Source organism: Enterobacter sp. (assembly GCF_977039595.1).
In genome coordinates this window covers 1-22,760 of sequence record NZ_CDRQYH010000142.1, presented here as the reverse complement: position 1 = coordinate 22,760, position 22,760 = coordinate 1, and the positions used below count along the sequence as shown (strand labels likewise).

General features: G+C 59.8%; 5 protein-coding genes and 2 pseudogenes. 5 read left to right on the top strand and 2 right to left on the bottom strand.

Annotation, left to right across the window (positions count from 1 at the left end; genetic code table 11):
* The first annotated feature begins 386 nt into the window (after window positions 1–386).
* The 5 genes and pseudogenes from ACWYRJ_RS20880 to ACWYRJ_RS20860 all read left to right on the top strand — a co-directional run bounded on the left by ACWYRJ_RS20880 (window position 387) and on the right by ACWYRJ_RS20860 (window position 21,584).
* Entirely contained in the window at window positions 387–1,724 is a 1,338-nt protein-coding gene (locus ACWYRJ_RS20880; RefSeq protein ID WP_133294365.1) for a TolC family outer membrane protein, read from the top strand.
* Between the two features lie 121 nt (window positions 1,725–1,845).
* Window positions 1,846–2,190: pseudogene (locus ACWYRJ_RS20875) on the top strand (BapA/Bap/LapF family prefix-like domain-containing protein); the annotation flags it as partial.
* Window positions 2,164–18,054: an Ig-like domain-containing protein gene (locus ACWYRJ_RS20870; protein WP_455508549.1), complete on the top strand. Its 15,891-nt coding sequence runs from the start codon at window positions 2,164–2,166 to the stop codon at window positions 18,052–18,054. The pseudogene ACWYRJ_RS20875 and the gene ACWYRJ_RS20870, both read left to right, overlap by 27 nt.
* Window positions 18,055–18,231: 177 nt before the next feature.
* Window positions 18,232–20,412, top strand: a pseudogene (locus tag ACWYRJ_RS20865) (type I secretion system permease/ATPase).
* On the top strand, window positions 20,409–21,584 hold the full coding sequence (locus tag ACWYRJ_RS20860) for an HlyD family type I secretion periplasmic adaptor subunit (protein WP_455508548.1): 1,176 nt from the start codon (window positions 20,409–20,411) through the stop codon (window positions 21,582–21,584). The pseudogene ACWYRJ_RS20865 and the gene ACWYRJ_RS20860 overlap by 4 nt, the downstream one beginning before the upstream one ends.
* A gap of 35 nt (window positions 21,585–21,619) precedes the next feature.
* On the opposite strand, the gene ACWYRJ_RS20855 is transcribed toward ACWYRJ_RS20860, so the two are convergent.
* A complete protein-coding gene (locus ACWYRJ_RS20855) occupies window positions 21,620–22,504 on the bottom strand; it encodes a helix-turn-helix domain-containing protein (RefSeq protein ID WP_111964658.1) in 885 nt (294 codons plus the stop codon).
* Window positions 22,505–22,652: 148 nt separating this feature from the next.
* Window positions 22,653–22,760: IS1 family transposase (locus tag ACWYRJ_RS20850; protein ID WP_019725171.1), on the bottom strand; the 108-nt coding region annotated here is incomplete at its 5' end.

Sequence of the window (22,760 nt, the reverse complement as noted above, 5' to 3'; positions counted from 1 at the left end):
TGTCTGACCCGCGCGGAAATTAACGCAAAAATGTACAGGGAGCAAATTAAGAATTTTCCGTAAATAACAGTCGGTTTATATGTTTCATCTGAGGGTCATTTTAAGAGTTTTGTCCAGAAACCCCATCTTTTTTCTTAATTGTAACACCACATTAACATTGGGGGTGTAGTGGCTTATAACGCATTTTGTTATGCTGCTAACCACTTTAGGAAATAAGTAAATTCTTAATTTAAATAAGACGCAGGCAGATCTCATCTCCAGAGGAAATGGGTATGGGGGAGTTTTACCTAAAATACGGCAAGGATGCTAAATAAGATATTTGTCTAATTATCTATACCTCTTTTTGGGTAATTGCTTCAGTGTCACTCAGAGTCAGGGAGATAACAATGACGATATTACGAAAGCCTATGTTACGCCGATTTACAGCAGCACTGGCATTCATTTCATTAGCCATAAATACTGCGTACGCCAATAGCAGTCAGGTGGGCATTGCCCCGGTTGCCACGACAACCTTAAAAGAAAGCATTCTTTTTGCTATCGATCGCGATCCGTCTATTAGTCAGCAGGCCGCACAATTAGGTATTGGCCAGGCACAAATAGATGAAGCGCGCAGCGGCTGGATGCCGCAAATATCGTTGAACGGGAGTACAGGGCACAGCCAGACCACCGATTCCAGCGGGTCGCTGAAGAATTCGGCCGCCTGGGGGCTGAGCCTGACGCAGCTGCTGTACGATTTTGGCAAGACCAATAACAGCATCAGCCAGTCTTCGGCCCAGCGCGATAGCTATCGCTATCAGCTGATGGGCACGCTCTCTGACGTGGCGGAAAAAACGGCGCTGAGCTACGTCGAGGTCAAACGCTATGCCGATCTGCTGCAGGCGGCAAAGGAGAACGTTCAGGCGCTGAAAAACGTTGAGCAGCTGGCAAAGCTGCGTGCCGACGCGGGCGTGAGTTCGACCTCCGATGAGCTCCAGACCCGCACGCGTATTGCCGGCATGCAGGCGACGGTCGCACAGTATCAGGCCGCCTTAAACAGCGCCCGCGCGCGGCTTGCGGTATTAACCGGTATGCAGGCAGAAAACTATTCGCCTGTACCCGCAAACCTCGCGGTTGAACCTGATTCGCTCAACCGCATTGATTACTCGCTGATACCGGCGGTTATGGCCGCGCAAAACATGGAGCGCTCTGCCCAGTACGGCGTGGAAACGGCGAAGTCCCAGCACTGGCCGACGTTAAGCCTGAAGGGCGGGCGCACCCGTTATGAATCGGACAACCGTTCGTACTGGGACGACCAGATCCAGCTCAATATTGACGCACCGCTTTATCAGGGGGGCGCAGTTTCCGCACGAGTGCGGCAGGCTGAAGGAGCACGGGCGATGGCCTCCTCTCAGGTCGATCAGGCGCGTTTCGACGTCCTGCAAAAAGCCTCCGTCGCGCAGGCGGACTGGACCGGCGCACGGGGAAGAATGGAGGCCGGGAAGCAGCAGCTGGAAAATGCCCTGCGCGCCCGGGATGTTTATAAAAATGAGTACACCCTGAGCAAGCGGAGCATTAACGATCTGCTCAGCGTTGAGCAGGATGTCTGGCAGGCTACTTCGGCGAAAATAATCGCTGAGTATGATGGCTGGAGTTCGGCAATTAATTATGCTTCCGCGGTTGATAATTTAATGCCGCTTATTGGAATAGAGAAAAACGCTGCCGCAAAATTACCCGATTTGAGTTAATAAAAGACGCGCAGTGTTGCGCAAAGTAAGACTGAAAATAATGGGTGTTTTTTCCCAGGGATAGCTACATCCATCTGGTGGACATATCCACAGGAATCCGTACACCTGCAAGGAGAAGAATATGAGTAACATAAAAGTTGTTGATGTCATCATTCGCAAAACGGCGGAGAAAACGAAATTAACCGGCGAAGGAAATCTGTCGGTCTCTATTTCATCCCCGAGCGTGATTGAAATCCAGGGTTCTGCTCAGGATGTGGTGCGCTATGTCCGCCAGGGTAAAGACCTCCTTATTTATATGAAAGATGGCAGCGTTATTCGCTGCAATAACTATTTTGTTGAAGATCCTGAAACGCATACTCAGTCAGAGCTGGTATTCAACGATCGTCAGGAACTGACGCATATTTCTTTTGCCGATGCCGGGGACGCGTCAGGCGCTGCGGTGACCGAGTTAACCGCGCAGGCCACACCGATTAGCAGCATTCAACCTTTCCTTGAACAGGAAAGCGTCTTAAGCGACGCGCCGTGGGGCTGGATTGCGGGAGCTGCATTAGGTGGCGGTGCCATCGGGGCACTGCTGGCAAACGGCGGCGACGGCGAAACTAAGACAAAAGTTATTGATAATACGAAAGAGGTGGAAAGCGCCACGCCAACCTTCCTGCTGTCGGATAAAGCGGGTGACAAGCAGGGCGTGCTGAGCGCAAACGAGATCACGGACGACAGCAACCCAACCTTTAGCGGTACCGGTCAGCCGGGCGCGACCATCCAGGTCAAAGACAGTAGCGGCAGCACCATTGCGAGCACGATGGTCGGCAAAGACGGCACGTGGACGGTAATGTTACCGACGCAAACGGACGGGGAGCATACCTGGTCGGTCGTGCAGATCGACGGCAGTAAAACCACCTCTGCGGGTAGTATCACCGTGACGGTTTCAACCGCCGATGCCGCCATTACGCTTGCCACCACGGCGGGCGATAACGTGCTGAACGCCAGCGAACAATCCGCGGGCTTTACGGTTTCCGGAGCCAGCAAAAACCTGGCGCAGGGTACCTTACTTACCGTAACGCTGAACGGCAAAACCTACGCGGCTGAAGTCGGGGCAGACGGCGCGTGGAGCGTGAACGTGCCTGCAGCAGACGCGCAGGCGCTGGGCGACGGCACCTGGACGGTTAACGTCAGCGGTAAAGACGCGGCGGGTAATACCGTGAGCGGCAGCCAGACGATTGGCGTGGATACCACCGCGCCAACCCTCTCTGTCGATACCCTCGCGCAGGACAACATCATTAATGCGGCTGAGCACAATCAGCCGCTGACCCTGACCGGTAAAACGAATGCGGAAGCCGGTCAGATCGTCACGGTCACGCTGAACGGTAAAAACTATAACGCTACGGTGGGTAGCGACGGCACCTGGTCCGTCACGCTTGCAGCGAACGACGTGCAGGCGCTCAACGAGGGCAATCACAGTCTGACGGTTAACGTTAGCGACAAAGCGGGCAACGGTACGTCCGTGACGGGAGATTTCACGGTTGATACCACCGCGCCGGTCGTCACTATCGATACCGTGGCGGGCGACGATACCCTCAATATCAGCGAGCAGGGGCAGGCGCAGATTATTTCCGGGCAGGCGAGCGGCGCGTCGGCAGGCGATGTGGTCACCGTGACCGTTGGCGGACAGTCCTTCACCGGCGTGGTGCTGGCGGACGGCAGCTGGAGCGTAGGCGTTCCGGCGTCCGTGCTGGGCGCGTTGGGAGAAGGTAACCATACAATTTCAGTTTCCGTGACCGACGCGGCAGGCAACACCGGCAGCGCCACGCACGATATTACGCTGAGCGGAAACCCGCCAGAATTTACGATTGACGCCATCAGCCAGGACAACGTGCTGAATGCTCAGGAGGCAATGCAGCCGCTGAGCCTCACCGGCACCAGCAACCTGCCTGACGGCAGCGCTATCACCGTGACGCTGAACAACGTCAGCTATCAGGCCACCGTTGAAAACGGTATCTGGGCGGTCCAGGTGCCGGTTTCCGACGTGCTGAATCTGGCGAACACCCTTTACACCGTCAGCGTCAGCGGTACCGACAGCGTGGGTAACAGCGGCTCTGCCGGGGCGACGCTGCTGGTGGATACCGTACTTCCGCAGGTCATTATCAATACCTTTGCGGGCGACAACCTGGTCAATAACGCCGAAGCGGGCGTCGATCAAACCCTCAGCGGTCGCGTTACCGGCGCGGCGGCGGGCGATACCGTATCTGTCACCGTGGGCGGCAAGAGCTACACCGCAACGGTTGGCAGCGACCTGACCTGGAGCGTGAAAATTCCGTCAGCGGATCTTCAGGCCTTTGGCGACGGGGATTTAACCTTTACCGCGTCGGTGACCAACGGGCACGGCAATACCGGCACCGGCGAGCGCGATATCAATATCAATGCTGAACTGCCGGGCCTGCGCGTAAACACCATTTCCGGCGATGACGTCATCAACGCGATCGAACAGCAGCAGGATCTGAGCGTCACCGGCTCCAGCACCCATCTGGCTGCCGGCACGCAGATTACCGTTACCATCAACAACGTTGATTACGTTACCGCGGTTAACGCCAGCGGCAACTGGCAGATCGGCGTCCCGGCGGCGGACCTGGAGGCCTGGAGCGCGGGAGGCATCACGGTTAGCGTCAGCGCGGTAGATGCCTGGGGCAACACCGTTGCGGCTGAACACCCGATTGAACTGGATCTGAACGCCGTGGCGGTCACCATTGATACCGTCTCCGGCGACGACCTGCTGAATGCGGCAGAAAAAGGCGCCGATTTAACAATTTCCGGCCAGACGCAGGGCGTGGAGGCGGGGCAGACCGTGGTGGTGAAATTCGCCGACCAGACCTTCACCGCGCAGGTGCAGCAGGACGGCTCCTGGAGCCTGACCGTGCCCGCCAGCGCCATGGAAACACTCATCGACGGGCGCGCGCAGGTGAGCGTCAGCGTCACTAACGTCAACGGCAACAGTGCCGACGCGTCGCGCGTAGTCACGGTGGATACGCAGCCACCGGCGATTACGCTCGATAACCTGACCGCCGATAACATCATCAACGCGGCTGAAGCGCAGCAGGATTTACTGTTAAGCGGTAGCAGCAGTGCGGAACCCGGCCAGACGGTTACCGTGACGCTGAACGGCAAAACGTATCAGACTACGGTCCAGACGGACGGTACCTGGCAACTGAGCGTCCCGGCGGCTGATGTCGGTGCCCTCAACGATGGCATCGTTACCGTGACGGCCACCGTGAGCGACGTGGCGGGCAACACCAGCAGCGCCGACCGCGTGGGTCTGGTGGACGCGACCGTGCCGCAGGTGACCATCAACAGCTTTGTCACCGACACCAACACCGTTAACCAGCTCGCCCATTCACAGGCGCAGGTCCTGAGCGGCTCCGTCACCGGCGCGGCAGCGGGCGATCTGGTGACCATCACCATTAACAGCGTCGATTACACCACCGTGGTGGATGCGGCGGGCAACTGGAGCCTTGGCCTGCCGGCGTCCGTCGTGCAGGGGCTGGCTGACGGCACCTGGACAGTTGACGTCTCCGTGACCGACAGATCCGGCAATACCGGAAGCAGTTCGCTGGATGTGGTGGTGAATACCGTGACGCCCGTCATCGGTATCAACACGCTGGCGGCGGACGACGTGATTAACGCGACCGAGAAAGGCGAAGATCTGCAGATTTCCGGCACCAGCAACCAGCCGGAAGGCACGACTATTACGGTGACCCTGAACGGCATTCAGTACACGGCCACCGCTGACGCCAGCGGCAACTGGAGCGTGACCGTACCGGCGGCAAACGTGCTGGCGCTGGGCGAAGCGAATTACACCGTGACGGCGAACGTCACCGATAGCGTAGGCAACAGCGCCTCAGCCTCACACGATGTGCTGGTAGACAGCTCGCTGCCGGTGGTGACGATTAACACGCTGGCGGGCGACAATATCGTTAACGCGGCGGAAGTGGCGGCAGGGCAAACCCTGTCCGGCAAAGTCACGAACGCGGCGCCAGGTGACACTGTCACGATTATCCTTGGCGGCCAGACATACACGGCTACCGTACAGGACGATCTGACCTGGAGCCTGCCGTTAAGCGAGAGCCAGTTCACCGCGCTCGGCAACGGGGATCTCACCGTATCGGCCAGCGTCACCAACGCGCACGGCAATACCGGTTCCTCTTCGCTCGACTTCACCATCGACGCCCAGCTTCCGGGACTGCGTATTGATACGGTCGCAGGCGACGACGTGATCAACGTGATTGAACACGCGCAGAACCTGATTGTATCCGGAACCAGCACCGATCTGGCGGCGGGCAGCGCCGTGACCGTGACCATCAACGGCAAAGCCTATTCCGCAACGGTGCTGGCGGACGGCACCTGGCAGGCAGCGGTACCTGCTGCGGACGTGTCCCAGTGGGCGGATGGCTCGCTGGATATCAAGGCAAGCGCGCAGGATGCTTCTGGCAACCCGGTAACCATCGGGAGCGTCGTGGACGTCGATCTCGCGCCGGTCGCCATCACCATCAACAGCGTGACCGACGACAACGTGCTTAACGCGGCGGAAAAAGGCCAGGATTTGGTGCTGTCCGGCACCACTTCCAGTGTTGAAGCGGGCCAGACCGTAACCATCACCTTCGCAGGGAAAACCTACACCACGACGGTGGATGGCAACGGCGACTGGACCTGGACCGTTCCGGCTGCCGATCTGAGCGGCCTGAAAGACGGCGACGCCAGCGTTCAGGTCAGCGTCATCAACGTGAACGGCAACGCCGCGTCTTCGGCGCAGGCATTCAGCGTCGACACCACCGCGCCGACGGTTACCATCAACACCATCAGCGGCGATAACATGCTGAATGCGGCAGAGGCGGCGCAGGATCTGACCCTGAGCGGGACCTCTACTGCCGAAGCGGGCCAGACGGTCACCGTGACCTTCAACGGCAACCAATATAGCGCGCAGGTGCAGGCGGACGGCAGCTGGACGCTGGACGTGCCTGCGGCGGATCTGGCGGGCATCACCGACGGCAGCGCCGCGGTAACGGCGACCGTGTCAGATAAGGCAGGCAACCCGGCCAGCGCGGGCTCTTCAGTGCTGGTCGATACCACCGTACCGCAGATTTCGTTCAACATCGTTGCGGGCGACGACGTCGTGAATATTGCCGAGCACGGCCAGGCGCTGATCGTCTCCGGTAAGGTGACGGGCGCGCAGGCGGGCGACGTGATTACCGTGACCCTGAACGGGAAAGACTACAGCGCCATGCTGGACGCGTCCGGCAGCTGGAGCGTGGGCGTTCCGGCGGCGGACGTGGGCGCGCTGGCAAACGGCGAGCAGACGATCTCCGCGACCCTCACCGACAAAGCCGGTAACAGCACCAGCGCGACGCACGAGTTTGACGTCTCCCTCACCGCGCCGGTGATTGCCATCAATACCCTGGCGGCTGACGACGTGATCAACGCGACCGAGAAAGGCCAGGATCTGCAGGTGTCCGGCACCAGCAACCAGCCGGAAGGAACCGCCATTACGGTGACGCTGAACGGCATCAACTATACGGCCACCGCCGACGCGAGCGGGAACTGGAGCGTGACCGTTCCGGCGGCAAACGTCTCGGCGCTAGGCGAAGCGAGCTATGTGGTGACGGCGAGCGTAACCGACACCGCGGGCAACAGCGCGAGCACCGGTCACAGCGTGCTGGTCGACAGCGCGCTGCCGCAGGTCACCATCAACCCGGTCGCCACGGACGACGTTATTAACGCGGCGGAAGTGGCTGCCGGACAGACCCTGAGCGGGAAAGTGAGCGGCGCGGCGAGCGGTGACACCGTCACGATTTCAATTGGCGGCAATACGTACACCGCGATGGTTCAGGACGATCTGAGCTGGTCGGTCAACGTGCCGTCCACGACCTTAACCGCCATCGGGAACGGCGATCTGACCGTGTCAGCCAGCGTCACCAACGGCCACGGCAACACCGGCACCGGCGAGCGCGAAATCGTGATAGACGCTAACCTGCCTGGCCTGCGGGTCGACACCGTGGCGGGCGACGATATCATCAACAGCATCGAGCACGCTCAAAACCTGATTATCACCGGCTCCAGCGAAGGCCTGGCAGCGGGCGCGGCGTTAACGGTGACCGTCAATGGTAAAACTTACGCCGCAACCGTGCTGGCAGACGGGACCTGGACGGCGGCCATTCCGGCGGCAGACGTCAGCGCGCTGAATGCGGGCACGGTCACCGTGACCGTGGACGGCCAGAGCGCGGCGGGCAATCCGGTTTCCATCAGCCATGACGTGAAGGTGGATCTGGCGGCAGTCGCCATCAGCATTAACCCGATTGCCTCTGACGACGTGATTAACGCGGCGGAGAAAGGCGCGGACCTGGTGCTGTCCGGCTCCACCACCAACGTGGAAGAAAACCAGACCGTCACCATCACCTTCGGCGGCAAGTCGTACACCGCGACGGTCGATGCCGACGGCAACTGGACGGCTACCGTGCCGTCTGCCGATTTGGGCAGCCTGAAGGATGGCGATGCCAGCGTGCAGGTGAGCGTCACCAACGTGAACGGCAACAGCGCGTCCGCGGGCCGCGAGTACAGCGTGGACGCTACCGCGTCGACGGTGTCTATTGAAATCATCAGCGACAACAACATCATCAATGCGGCCGAAGCGCAGCAGGATCTGGTGATTAACGGCGTCACCAACGCCGAAGCGGGTCAGACCGTCACCGTGACCCTGAACGGCGTGGACTACACCACCACCGTTGAGGCTAACGGCAGCTGGAGCGTGACCGTACCGTCCGCCGATCTGGGCGCGATTGCCGACGGAAACTACACCGTCAGCGCCGCCGTATCGGATAAAGCGGGCAACCCGGCCTCCGCGGATCGCGACGTGCTGGTTGATACCACCGTTCCACAGCTGACCATTCACACCGTTTCCGACGACGACGTGATCAACAGCGCCGAGCATGCGCAGGCCCTGATAGTCACCGGTTCCGTGACCGGCGCGGCGGCGGGCGATGTGGTCACCGTCACCCTCAACGGCAAATCGTACACCGCCACTCTCGACGCCTCCGGCAACTGGAGCGTGGGCGTGCCTGCGGCGGACGTCACCGCGCTGGCCGCCGGGGATTACACCATCACCGCGGCGCTGACCGATAAAGCCGGCAACAGCAACAGCGCCACGCACGGCGTAGAGGTGAACCTGACCGCGCCGGGGCTGACCATTGACACCGTTTCCGGTGACGATGTAATCAACAATACTGAGAAAACCCAGGATCTGACCCTCTCCGGTACGGCTTCCGGCCTGGCGGCAGGCGCGGTGGTGACCGTGATGCTCAACGGCAAAGCGTACAGTGCGCAGGTGGACGATAACGGAAAATGGACCACCACCGTTCCGGCGAGCGAAGTCGGTCAGCTGGGCGAGGCGCTTTACACCGTCACCGCCTCGGCGACGGACGGCGTCGGTAACAGCACCAGCGCGTCTCACACCGTGAACGTGGAGTCCGTTCTGCCGGGCGTGATCGTTAACACCATTGCGGGCGACGACGTCATTAACGCGGCAGAGCTGGCAGCCGGCCAGACCATCAGCGGTAAGGTGGTGAATGCCGAAGCGGGCAACACCGTGACCGTGACCATTGGCGGTAACATCTACACCGCAACGGTGCAGAGCGATCTCACCTGGTCCGTCGATGTGCCTGAATCTGTTCTGACGGCGCTGGGCAACGGCGATTTGACGGTGTCAGCCAGCGTGACCAACGGCGTCGGCAACAGCGGATCCGCTGAGCGCGATATCACGATCGACGCTAACCTGCCGGGCCTGCGCGTGGATACCGTGGCGGGTGACGACGTGATCAACAGCATCGAACACGAGCAGAACCTGATTATCACCGGTTCCAGCGACGGGCTGATGGCAGGCGCGGCGCTGAACGTGACCGTAAACGGCAAGACCTATCCGGCGACCGTGCTGGCGGACGGCACCTGGAGCGCGGCGATCCCGGCCGCGGACGTCGGCGCATTGAGTGCTGGCACGGTTACCGTGACCGTTGCGGGCCAGAGCAGCGCCGGTAACCCGGTTTCCATCAGCCACGATGTAACGGTGGATCTGGCGAGCGTTGCCATCAGCATTGACGCCATCGCCACCGATGACGTGATTAACGCGGCCGAGAAGGGCGCGGATCTGGTGCTCTCAGGCACTACCTCAAACGTCGAAGAAAACCAGACCGTCACCATCATCTTCGGCGGCAAAAGCTACACCGCGACCGTAGGCGCCGACGGCAAGTGGACGACCACGGTGCCAGCGGCCGATCTGGCGGGTCTGAAAGACGGCGACGCCAGCGTGCAGGTGAGCGTCACCAACGTCAACGGCAACAGCGCCTCGGCGGGACGTGAGTACAGCGTGGATGCCACCGCGCCGACCGTCACGATTAATACCCTGGCGACGGACGATATTCTGAATGCCGCCGAAGCGAAGAGCGATCTGACCGTGTCCGGTACCAGCTCTGCAGAAGCTGGCCAGACGGTGACCGTGTCGCTGAACGGCAAAGACTACACCACAACCGTCAGCGCGGACGGCAGCTGGACGCTCAACGTCCCGGCGGCCGATGTTGCGGCCCTGACGGACGGCAGCGTGACCGTTACCGCATCGGTAAGCGACAAGGCGGGCAACCCGGCGTTGGTTGATCACACTCTGACGGTGGACGTCACCGTTCCTGCGGTGACCATCAATACCGTGGCGGGCGACGATGTCATTAACCTCGCAGAACACAGCCAGGCGCACATCATCAGCGGCACCGCCACCGGCGCGGCTGCGGGCGATAAGGTCACCGTCACCATCGGCGGCCAGACGTACACCACCGTGCTGGACGCGGCGGGGAACTGGAGCGTGGGCGTCCCGGCGAGCGTGATTTCCGGCCTCAGCGACGGCACCGTGACCGTCACGGCGTCGGTTACCGACGCGGCGGGCAACATCGGTACCGGCAGCCATAACGTGACCGTCGATACCGGTCTGCCTTCGGTCAGCTTCAACGCCATCAGCGGCGATAACGTGCTGAATGCGGTGGAGAAAGGTCAGGACCTGAGCGTCAGCGGCACCAGCGCCAACCTCGCGGAAGGCACCGTGGTGACCGTGACCCTGAACGGCAAAAACTACGCGGCCACGACGGCGGCAGACGGCACCTGGAGCCTGACCGTTCCGGCAGCGGATCTGGCGGGTCTGGGCGAAGCGAATTACACCCTGAGCGCGAGCGCGACCAACGGCGTGGGCAACAGCGTGAGCAACACCGCGAACCTGCTGGTGGATACCGCGCTGCCGACCGTCACCATCAACACCGTGGCGGGCGATAACGTCATTAACGCGGCGGAAGTGGCGGCCGGCCAGACCCTCAGCGGCAAGGTAACGAACGCGGAGGCGGGCAATACCGTCACCGTGACCATTGGTGGCAACACCTACACCGCGACGGTGCAGAGCGATCTGACCTGGTCCGTGAGCGTGCCGGAGTCCGTCCTGACGGCGCTGGGTAACGGTGACCTGACGGTGTCTGCAACCGTCACCAACGGCCATGGCAACACCGGGACCGGCGAGCGCGAAGTCGTTATAGACGCCAGCCTGCCGGGCCTGCGCGTTGATACCGTGGCGGGCGACGATGTGATCAATAGCATCGAACATACTCAAAACCTGATCGTCTCCGGCACCAGCGACGGGCTGGCGGCAGGCACAACGCTCACCGTGACCGTCAATGGCAAAACCTATGCGGCCTCCGTGCTGGCAGACGGATCCTGGAACGCGGCGATCCCGGCGACAGACGTCGCGGCCTTCGCAGCAGGTACCGTCACCGTGACCGTTGCAGGTCAGAGCGCGGCGGGCAACCCGGTGACCATCAGCCATGACGTGACCGTCGACCTGGCGTCGGTGGCTATCAGCATCTATGCGATTGCCACCGACGACGTGATTAACGCGGCGGAAAAAGGCGCGGATCTGGTGCTCTCCGGCAGCACCTCGAACGTGGAGGAAAACCAGACCGTTACGGTTACCTTCGGCGGCAAGACTTACATCGCGAAGGTGGATGCTGACGGTAACTGGACGGCCACCGTGCCGTCTGCGGATCTCGCGGGCCTGAAGGACGGCGATGCCAGCGTACAGGTGAGCGTCACTAACGCGCACGGCAACAGCGCGTCGGCGGGCCGGGAGTACAGCGTGGACGCGACTGCGCCAACCGTGACCATTGATACGGTTGCAGGCGATAACGTGATTAACGGCAGCGAAGCGGCTGCGGGCGTTGCAATCTCCGGCACCACTACGGCGGAAGTCGGTCAGACGGTCACCGTGACGCTGGGCGGTAAGAGCTATACCGCGCAGGTGCAGCAGGGCGGCATCTGGAGCGTTAACGTTCCGGGCAGCGACCTCTCCACGCTGGCGGATAACGGCTACACCGTGCAGGTGAGCGTGAGCGACGCCGCGGGTAACCCGGGCAGCGCGGGCAAAACAATTACGCTTGATACCACGCCGCCGACCGTCAGCTTTAACGTTGTCGCGGGCGATGACGTCATTAACAGCGTGGAGCACGGCCAGGCGCAGATCGTCAGCGGGTCGGCAACCGGCGCGAACGTCGGGGATAAAGTGGTTATTACCCTCGGTTCGCACCAGTACACCACCACCGTTGACGCCAGCGGCAACTGGAGCGTGGGCGTTCCGGTCAGCGTGATTTCCGCCCTGACCGACGGCACCGTGACCCTCAGCGCGACCATTACCGACAGCGCGGGTAACAGCAGCACCCAGACCCATGACGTGGTGGTCAACACCGCCTCCGTGGCGCTGACGGTGAACACCGTTAGCGGTGACGACGTCATCAACGCGGCTGAAGCCGGTTCGTCACTGGTGATTAACGGCTCCAGCGCGCAGTTCGCCAGCGGGACCCAGGTCACCGTGACCCTGAACGGCAAGAGCTATACGGCCACCATTCAGAGCGACGGCACCTGGACGACTACCGTACCGGTTGCAGACGTCAGCGCCCTGGCCGATGGCGCCAGCTATCAGGTGTCCGTATCGGCACAGGACAGCGCGGGCAACAGCGCCTCCGCAACGCATACTATCAGCGTGGATACCACTGCGCCGGTGGTGAGCATTGGGACGCTGTCGGTTGACGACATGCTGAACGCCGCGGAAGCGCAGCAGCCGCTGACCGTGCACGGTTCTTCCAGCGCGGAGGCGGGTCAGACCGTTACCGTGACGCTGGGCGGCAAAACCTATACTGCGCTTGTCGGCAGCGACGGCACCTGGACGCTCGACGTGCCGGCGGCAGATCTGGCCGTCCTGAGCCAGGGCGCGCTGACGGTGACCGCCTCGGTCAACGATAAAGCCGGTAATAACGGCCAGACCACGCACACCTTAACGGTAGACACCGTTGCGCCAACCCTGACCATCAGCACCGTGGCCGATGACGATATCGTCAACAACGCGGAGCAGCTGGCGGGCCAGACGATCCGTGGTACGACCACGGCGGAACAGGGCCAGACGGTGACCGTCTCCTTCAACGGGCACAGCTATCAGGCGACCGTCGAGGCGGACGGATCGTGGTCGGTCTTCGTGCCGGGCCGTGATTTCCTCGGCCTGAGCGACGGGCAGTACACCATCACCGCTTCGGTGAACGATAAGGCGGGCAACCCGGGCAGCGCAACGCACGACGTGACGCTGAACGGCGATGTGCCAACCATCACCATCAACACCTTTGCGCAGGATGATATCGTCAACGCCGCCGAGCACGGCACGCCGCTGGTTATCAGCGGTACCACCGACGCGCCTGCAGGCCAGACGGTAACCATCACGCTGAACGGTAAAACCTATGCGGCTACCGTCCAGAATGACGGTACCTGGAGCTATACGGTGGGCAGCGCTGACGTGACCGCGCTGGCAGACGGCGGCTCGTACGTCATCAATGCGCAGGTGAGCAACACCATCGGCAACAGCGCCAGCGATAACCATACCGTCACGGTGGATCTCACCGCGCCGTCGATGGGGATAAGTATTGATTCGCTGCAAAACGATACCGGCCTGAGCGCAACGGATTTCATTACCAACGACAGTCAGGTCGTCGTCAACGGCTCGCTGACCGCGCAGCTCGGCAATAACGAGAAGGCGCAGATCAGCCTCGACGGCGGCGTCACCTGGATTGACCTGACCGTGACCGGCACCATCTGGCGCTACGCCGATGGCCGCACCCTGACGGACGGTACGTATCAGTACCAGGTGCGGGTGATTGATAACGCGGGCAACGTGGGGGCAACGGACAGCCAGGACGTGGTGATTGATCTGACGAAGCCTGCGGCAACCACCATTACCGTGGATTCCATTACGCAGGATACCGGCCTGTCCGGCAGCGACTTTATCACCAGCGACAACCAGATCAGCCTTAAAGGCACGCTCGGTGCGGCGCTGGGTAGCGGCGACCACGCGCAGATTAGCCTTGACGGCGGCGTCACCTGGACCGACGTCAGCGTCAGCGGCCTGAGCTGGACGTACGTCGATGGCCGCACGCTGGCCGACGGGGATTACAACTACCAGCTGCGCGTGATTGACGATGCGGGCAACATCAGCGCCACCGCCTCTCAGGTGGTGACCATTGATACCGTTGCGCCGGACGCCAGCAAAACGATCGCCATCGACAGCATCAGCGACGATACCGGCCTGAGCAGCAGCGACTTTATCACTCGCGACACGTCCCTGACGCTGCACGGCTCGCTCGGCGCGACGCTGGCCGACGGCGAATACGCGCAGATCAGCATCGACGGCGGCGTCACCTGGCAGAACGTGATTGTCACCGGCAACAGCTGGTACTACGTGGACGGCCGCACGCTGGGTAACCAGACCTATGACTACTACGTTCGCGTGGTGGATGCGGCCGGTAACGTGGGCGCCAGCGCCCATCAGCAGGTGACCGTCGATACGGTCGCCCCGGATGCGGCGATTACGGTGACCGTGGATAACATCACCGTGGATACCGGCTTCGACAATAACGACTTCCTGACCAGTTCGACCTCGTACACGCTGCACGGAACGCTCGGCGCAGAACTCGGCGCGGGTGAATTCGTGCAGGTGAGCATGGACGGCGGCAGCACCTGGGTATACGCCACCGTGAGCGGCACGCAGTGGAGCTACAGCGACACGCGTACCCTGACCGACGGCAGCCACAACTATCAGGTACGGGTCGTCGATCTGGCGGGGAACGTGGGGGCAACCACCTCGCAGGCGGTGACGGTGGATACCCAGGCGCCGCAGTACGGCGTCACCATCGACAGCATCAGCGAAGATACCGGCCAGTCCGGCAGTGATTTCATCACCATGGACACCACGCTGACCATCAACGGTTCGCTGGGCAGCGCGCTGGCAAGCGACGAGCGCGTACAGATCAGCCTGGACGGCGGGAATACGTGGCTCGATACCACGGTCACCAACCAGCGCTGGAGCTACACCGATACCCGCGATCTGCCTGACGGCGACTACACCTACCAGGTGCGGATTATCGACCAGGCGGGCAACGTGGGTTCCACCGCGTCTCAGATCGTCACGGTAGACACCACGCCGCCGACCACGGTTGGCACGGTCGTGAGCTACACCGACGGCGAAGGCGAGCGTCAGGGCACCTTTGGCAGCGCGGTGGCAACGGACGATAACTCGCCGCTGATCAACGGGACGCTGAACCGTGCCCCGGATGACGGCGAGATCGTGCAGCTCTACCGTGATGGGGTACTGCTCGGCCAGGTGACCATGAACGGCAGCGCGAGCTGGTCCTTCCAGGACAACGGCCTGAGCGACGGGAATCACACCTACATCGTGCGCGTCACCGACAGGGCCGGAAACTACACGGAATCCGACGGCTTTGTGCTGAACGTCGATACCAGCATCCCGACCACCACGGCGGCGATTACCGCGCAGACCACGTCGGACACTACGCCGATCGTCAGCGGTACCGTCTCCGCTGACCTGGTGAACGGCGAATATCTGGTGGTGACGGTGAACGGCAAAACCTACACCTCCCAGACCGGCGGTGCGGTGGTAGTCGACCCGGATCACAACACCTGGTATCTGCAGATCCCGGACGGCGATGCGCTGAGCGTGGCGAGCTACAGCGTGACCGCGCAGGTGAAGAGCAGCGCGGGTAACGGCAATACCACGGGTACGGCGACCGGCAGCCTGGTGATTGATACCACCTCGGTGAATACCGACTGGGCAACCGCGGCGGGGAACAGCAACAACTCCACCATGACCCTCGGCATGAACAGCAGCGGTCTGTGGAATATCATCGCTAACGGCCAGTCATACTCCAGCAGCGATAGCTCGACCTATGCCGGCAATACGCTGACCAATACCCGTAACTACTACGTGGTGAGCCAGACCGCCGCCGACTTTGACCGTAACGGCACGCAGGACATTTTCGCGACGGAAAATACCTACGCCGGGTCAACGCAGGTGATGTGGACCTACGATGGCAGCACCTATAACGCCAGCCAACTGGCAATGGGCACTACCATCTGGTACGGCGGCGTAATTGCGTACGATAAAACCGGCGATGGCTATCTGGATCTGGCCTACGGTGACTCCGGCGCGGACTCCATTACGTACCTGATCAACAAGAACGGCGTACTGTCGCCGGATGGGACCAATGGCGGAGCAGGTTTCTGGGGGCAATTCACCACCATGCGTGAAATCTCCGGCGTCGATCTGAACAACGACGGCACGGTAGATATTGTCCAGCACACTAACCGCAGCGGCGCGTACTCGTTAACCGTGATCAACAACAACGGTAACGGCACGCTCTCCATCGGTCAGAACCTGACGAACGTGTTTGTGGCAAACGCTTCAAATACCACCACGGCGGCATCCATGACGTGGGCGGACTTCAACGGCGATGGCTACATGGATCTGTACCTGGGCAGCAGCTACAACAACAACGGCGGGGTGATCTACTACAACGACGGTACCGGGAAGCTCTCGGCCACCAAGAGCGCGGTAGAAGCCTCTAACGCAGCGGCGGGCTATTTGTCTGTGGCGGTGGACTGGAACGGCGACGGACAGATGGACATCGTCAAGCTCAGCACCTACAGCGGCTCGCAAACGGCGACCCTGTTCACCAACAACGGTTACGGCTCTACCTGGACCTCAAGCCAGCTGGCTTCAGGCCTGGCGAACGTCACCGGCGTGGCGGCTGTCGACTACAACTGGGACGGCGCGCAGGACCTGCTGGTTTCTCAGCAGAACGGCAAGGTGGTGCTGGTGCAAAACAGCAAAACCATTGCTGACGGCACCGCGATGCATCTGCACATTGTCGACAGCGAGGGCATCAACGCCTACTACGGCAACACGGTCAATCTGTACAACGCCGCGGGCGTGCTGGTGGCCTCGCAGATCATCAACGCCCAATCCGGTATCGGTTCGAACGATACCTCTGCGCTGGTGAGCTTCTACGGGCTGGATCCGAATGAAACCTATTCGGCTGAGATCCTGAAGATCACCAACGGCGTGTCGGATAACGTCACCTGGAGCGGTCTGGAGGCAGGCAACGGCAAGGAGGGCTATGTCCTGACGGCCGAAGCCGCCACCGGCGGCCACAGCGGGACTATCACCGGGACCGGGTATAACGACACCTTTATCGCGGAAAACGGCACCTATACCTACAACGGTTCCGGCGGCTGGAATACCCATTCCGACTATGACACCTGGAGCAACACCGGTGGGATGGACGTGGTGGATTACCGCAATGCGACCTCCGGCGTAACCGTTGACCTGCGCCTCTCAACCGCGCAGGACACCGGGTTCGGCACCACGCGTCTGCTGAACATTGAAGGGATTAACGGTTCGGATTTCGACGACGTCATCACCGGCAACAGCGGTGATAACCAGTTCGAAGGCCGCGGCGGAAATGACACCTTCAACATTGGCAGCGGCGGTCACGATACGTTGCTCTACAAGCTGATCAACGCGTCGGATGCGACGGGCGGTAACGGTCACGACGTGGTGAACGGCTTTACGGTCGGGACCTGGGAAGGGACAGCGGACACGGATCGTATTGACCTGCGCGATCTGCTCTCCGGCAGCGGCTATACCGGCACGGGCTCGGCGAACTATGTGAACGGCGTGGCCACGCTGGACAGCAGCGCGGGCAATATCAGCGATTACATCCGCGTGGTGCAGAACGGCTGCAATACCGAGATCCAGGTTGACCTGGACGGTACGGGCGGCCAGTTCTCGCCGACCACTCTGGTGACGCTGAACGGCGTGCAGACGGATCTGGCGACGCTGCTGGCGAACCATCAGCTGTTAATTGCGTAAAACAACGCCGCGGGGAGCGATCCCCGCGGCCTTTTGGCATTTCTTTACACGAATAGTCATAACCCTATATTTCACAAGATTATTTTGCGGGCTCGTTTAGAAAGCGTTCGTTTTTTAATCATCCCGTAAAGGTATCATTTCAGGGCGGAATTACCGCTCTGGACAGGACGTAGCCTTATGAAGACACATCCACTGTACGAACCCTGGCTGCAGGGCATGCTCATCATCGCGAAGCACTACCGGCTGGATTTTTCCGCGGAGCATGTTCGGGTCACGATTAACCATGAAAGCCAGTCTCCGCGCCAGCTGGTGCTGGAGGAGATGGCGCGCCAGCTTGGGCTGGGGATGCGTGTGGTGGCGGCGGAAGCGGTATCCCTCGATCCGTGGCGTCTGCCGCTGCTGGCGGAATTTACCGGCGGGCAGATTGCGGTGATCAACCGCATGGACAACGAAGGCAACGTCAGCCTGCAGTTCAGCGGCGATGCGGGGCTGGAGACGACGCTGACGCGCGAGGAGATCGGGTCGCGGTTAAAGGGCCTGATGGTACTGCGCCCGCTTGAATCCACGCCGGATGCCCGCGTGGATGACTACATCAAACCGTATGAGAAAAACTGGTTCTGGCAGCTGGCGCTGAAGGACTGGCGACGCTACAGCGACATTATGCTTGTGGCGCTGGTGGCTAACGTGCTGGCGCTCTCAGGCATGGTTTTCTCCATGCAGGTATACGACAGGGTGGTGCCGTCGCAGTCGGAGGCCACGCTGTGGGTGCTGTTTGGCGGCGTGATGATTGCCATCGTGTTCGAATTCATCATGCGTATGCTGCGGGTGCATATTTCTGATGTAGTGGGCAAGCGCGCCGACCTGCGTATCTCTGAACGCGTTTTTGCCCACGCGCTGCGGATTAAAAACGGCGCGCGATCGAAATCAACCGGATCGTTTATCGCGCAGATCCGCGAGCTGGAGTCGGTGCGCGAGCTGATCACTTCCACCACCATTGCGGCGATTTCCGATCTGCCGTTCTTCCTGCTGTTCGTCTTCATTCTGTGGATGATTGGCGGTCCGCTGGTGCTGGTGGTTCTGCTCGCCGTGCCGCTGCTGCTCATCCCGGGCCTGCTGGTACAGCGCCCGCTGGGGAAACTCTCCAGCGAAGGGATGCGCGAATCCGCCATCCGTAACGCGACGCTGGTGGAAGCGGTGCAGGGCATTGAAGACATCAAGCTGATGCGCGCCGAACAGCGTTTCCAGAACCAGTGGAATAACACCAACGACGTCGCCGCCAGCGTCGGCATGAAGCAGCGCTGGCTGACGGGCCTGCTGCTCACCTGGACGCAGGAGGTGCAGTCCATCGTTTATGCGGTAGTGCTGCTGGTGGGGTGTTATCTGGTCATCAGCGGCGATATGACCACCGGTGCGCTGGTCGGGACCTCGATTCTGGCGTCGCGGACCATTGCGCCGCTGTCGCAGATCTCAGGCGTGCTCTCGCGCTGGCAGTCGGCGAAAGTGGCCCGCAAGGGGCTGGACGATCTGATGCAGCGTCCGATTGACGATCCGCAGCACGGCAAGAAGGTGCACAAGGCCCACCTGCGCGGCGACTATTCGCTTGAGGACGTAGGGTTTTACTACGACGAGGAAGAGAAACTCACCGTGCTCAACATCAGCAAGCTGCAGATCCGCGCCGGGGAGCGCGTGGCGGTGCTTGGACGCAATGGTTCCGGGAAAAGCACGCTGTTACAGCTTCTGGCGGGCATGCAGGAGCCGCAGCAGGGCAGCATTCTGCTGGACGATATTGCGCTCAATCACCTCGACCCGGCCGACGTGCGTCGGGACATGCAGCTGCTGAGCCAGCAGGCCCGGCTGTTCTTTGGCTCCGTGCGGGACAACATCCTGATGGGGAACCCGCTCGCCACCGATGACGAAATTCATCAGGCGCTGGTCAACAGCGGCGCGCTGGAGTTTGTGCGCAAGCAGAAAATGGGGCTGAACACCATCATTAACGAAGGCGGAACGGGCCTCTCCGGCGGACAGCGTCAGGCGCTGCTGCTGGCGCGTGCCCTGATCACTTCACCAAATATCCTGCTGCTGGACGAACCTACCGCCTGGCTGGACGAAATGAGCGAGAAGTAGTTTATTCAGCATCTTCACAAATGGCTGGGTAAACGCCGGACGCTGGTCGTGGCGACGCATCGCCTGCCGATTCTGGACCTGGTCGACCGCATCATCGTGCTGGAAAACGGCAAGGTGGTGATGGACGGACCGCGCGACGCTATCCTGCACCAGCACGGTATGGCACCGCAAAAAGCAGCACAGCGCACCGTGACCATGAAGCCGGCGGCGGTTGCAGAGGAGGGCGCGGCATGAATGATTTGTCTCGTTTCAATAGCCGGCTGAAGGAGCCTCGCCTGCCGCGCTCTACCCTGGTGGCATGGTCGCTGTTTGCCCTGCTGGCGGTGTTTATCGCCTGGGCAAGCCTGTTCCATCTGGATGAGGTGACCACCGGCAGCGGTAAGGTGATACCGTCTTCGCATGAGCAGGTCATTCAGTCCCTGGAAGGCGGCATTATCCGCAGCCTGATGGTGCGCGAAGGCGACATTGTGGAACGCGGCCAGCAGCTCGCGCAGCTTGACCGGACGAAAACCGAGTCGAGCGTGCTGGAGAGTGAGTCTCGTCTGAATGCGGCACTGGCAACGGCGGCGCGCCTGAAGGCCGAGGTGAACGACACGGAACTCGCGTTTCCGGAAGAACTGGATGACGATGTTGAGCTGGTCAAACAGGAAACGGCGCTCTACCAGTCCCGTCGTGAAAGCCTCGAAAAAGGACTGGCCGGTTTGCGTCAGGGGGCCGAGCTGGTGCAGCGCGAACTGTCGTTAACCCGTCCGCTGGTGACCCAGGGAGCGGCCAGCAAGGTGGAGGTGCTGCGTCTTGAGCGTCAGAAAAATGAGCTTGAGAACAAAATCACCGAGATGAAAAACCAGTATTACGTTCGCGCCCGTGAAGAGCTGGCGAAAGCCAATGCGGAGATTGAAGCCCAGCGTTCGGTGATGAAGGGTCGGGAAGACTCTCTGACCCGGCTGACCTTCAATGCCCCGGTTCGCGGGATCGTGAAGGATATCGACGTTACGACCGTGGGAGGCGTCATCCCGCCGAACGGCAAGCTGATGAGTCTGGTTCCGCTTGACGATCAGATGGTGGTTGAAGCGAAAATTTCGCCGCGCGATGTGGCGTTTATCCATCCCGGACAGAAGGCGCTGGTAAAAGTGACGGCCTATGACTACTCCATTTACGGCGGGCTGGAAGGGGAAGTGACCATGATTTCGCCGGACACCATGCAGGATGAGGTGAAAAGAGATGTTTATTACTATCGCGTCTATATCCGTACCGACAGTAACCATCTGACCAATAAGCAAGGTCAGGAATTCCCGGTCTTTCCGGGCATGATTGCTACCGTAGACATTAAAACCGGCAGCAAAACCATTCTGGATTATCTGTTGAAACCGCTGAACAAGGCAAAAGAGGCGCTGCGGGAACGATAGATGAGTGGCGTTCGGAATTCCGAACGCCTGGTGAATTATACGGTTGACGTCATGTTTTGAGCGTGGCGTCGCTCTTTAGGTACAACGTTGATGTAATGGGTAACATACGCAAAATATAATCCGGCATAATTTTCAACAAGTTCGAGAAACGCCGGGTATATCGACATTCGACCATCACCACGATCTTTAAGATAACCTGCCTCTTGTGCCGATTTAATAATTCGGTTGACGTGAATGCGCGAAACAAAAAATTCTTTTGCTAGCGTGCTTGCTGAATATTCAATGACGGCACCATGGGCAGATTTGTTTTTCATGGCCTGCAGGTAAAGATAAAGCATAATCATACGCCCGCCATCTTTATCGATAAATAATCCCACTTCTGGCAGCACCTTTCGGAACGTTAATCCCCGAAAAAGATATTCAGCCGCGCGGCGAAAAAAGTTGTTTCTCAAAATATCATTATCCAACAGGTTAACATTAATATTAAATGCTGGGTAAAGAATACTGACGGGCAAAAAAGCACCGGACATATAACGCTTAAGTTCATTAAGACCTTTTTCAGTGGGCGCGATTCTCGTTTTACGGCGGTCTTCCGTGCAGCGCCAGGTCCTGATGCGCCCGGTAGTTCTGAGTATCGTAATGATCGCAATAACGCTGTTAGGGCTGGCTATCTTATAGCGAGAACATAATTCTTTAATCTCTGAAACTGACTCGGCCTGATTTCCAAAAATAAAACAACACATGGAGAGAATAATATTGAATCGTGATTCCTGCAGCATTGTCTTGTAGAACAAAGGTTGTTTTTTGTAGATGGTGTCATTAATTGTGTAGTGCTCTGATATTGCCTCACCGAATCGCGGATTGCTCTTTATAACATCCCTTCGATGTAGCAAGGCCCTGGATGAGATATGATTATCCATAGCATTTTTCTCGTATTTGAATGAACCGATAGATGAAGTATCCAGTCTTCTTTTTCGGAATTTTCATTATACCCTGAGAATGAGATGTTTGTCGGGGTTATTTGAAAAGAAAAGTATATTTAAACCGCGGTGAGGTAATGACTCCAACTTATTGATAGTGTTTTATGTTCAGATAATGCCCGATGACTTTGTCATGCAGCTCCACCGATTTTGAGAACGACAGCGACTTCCGTCCCAGCCGTGCCAGGTGCTGCCT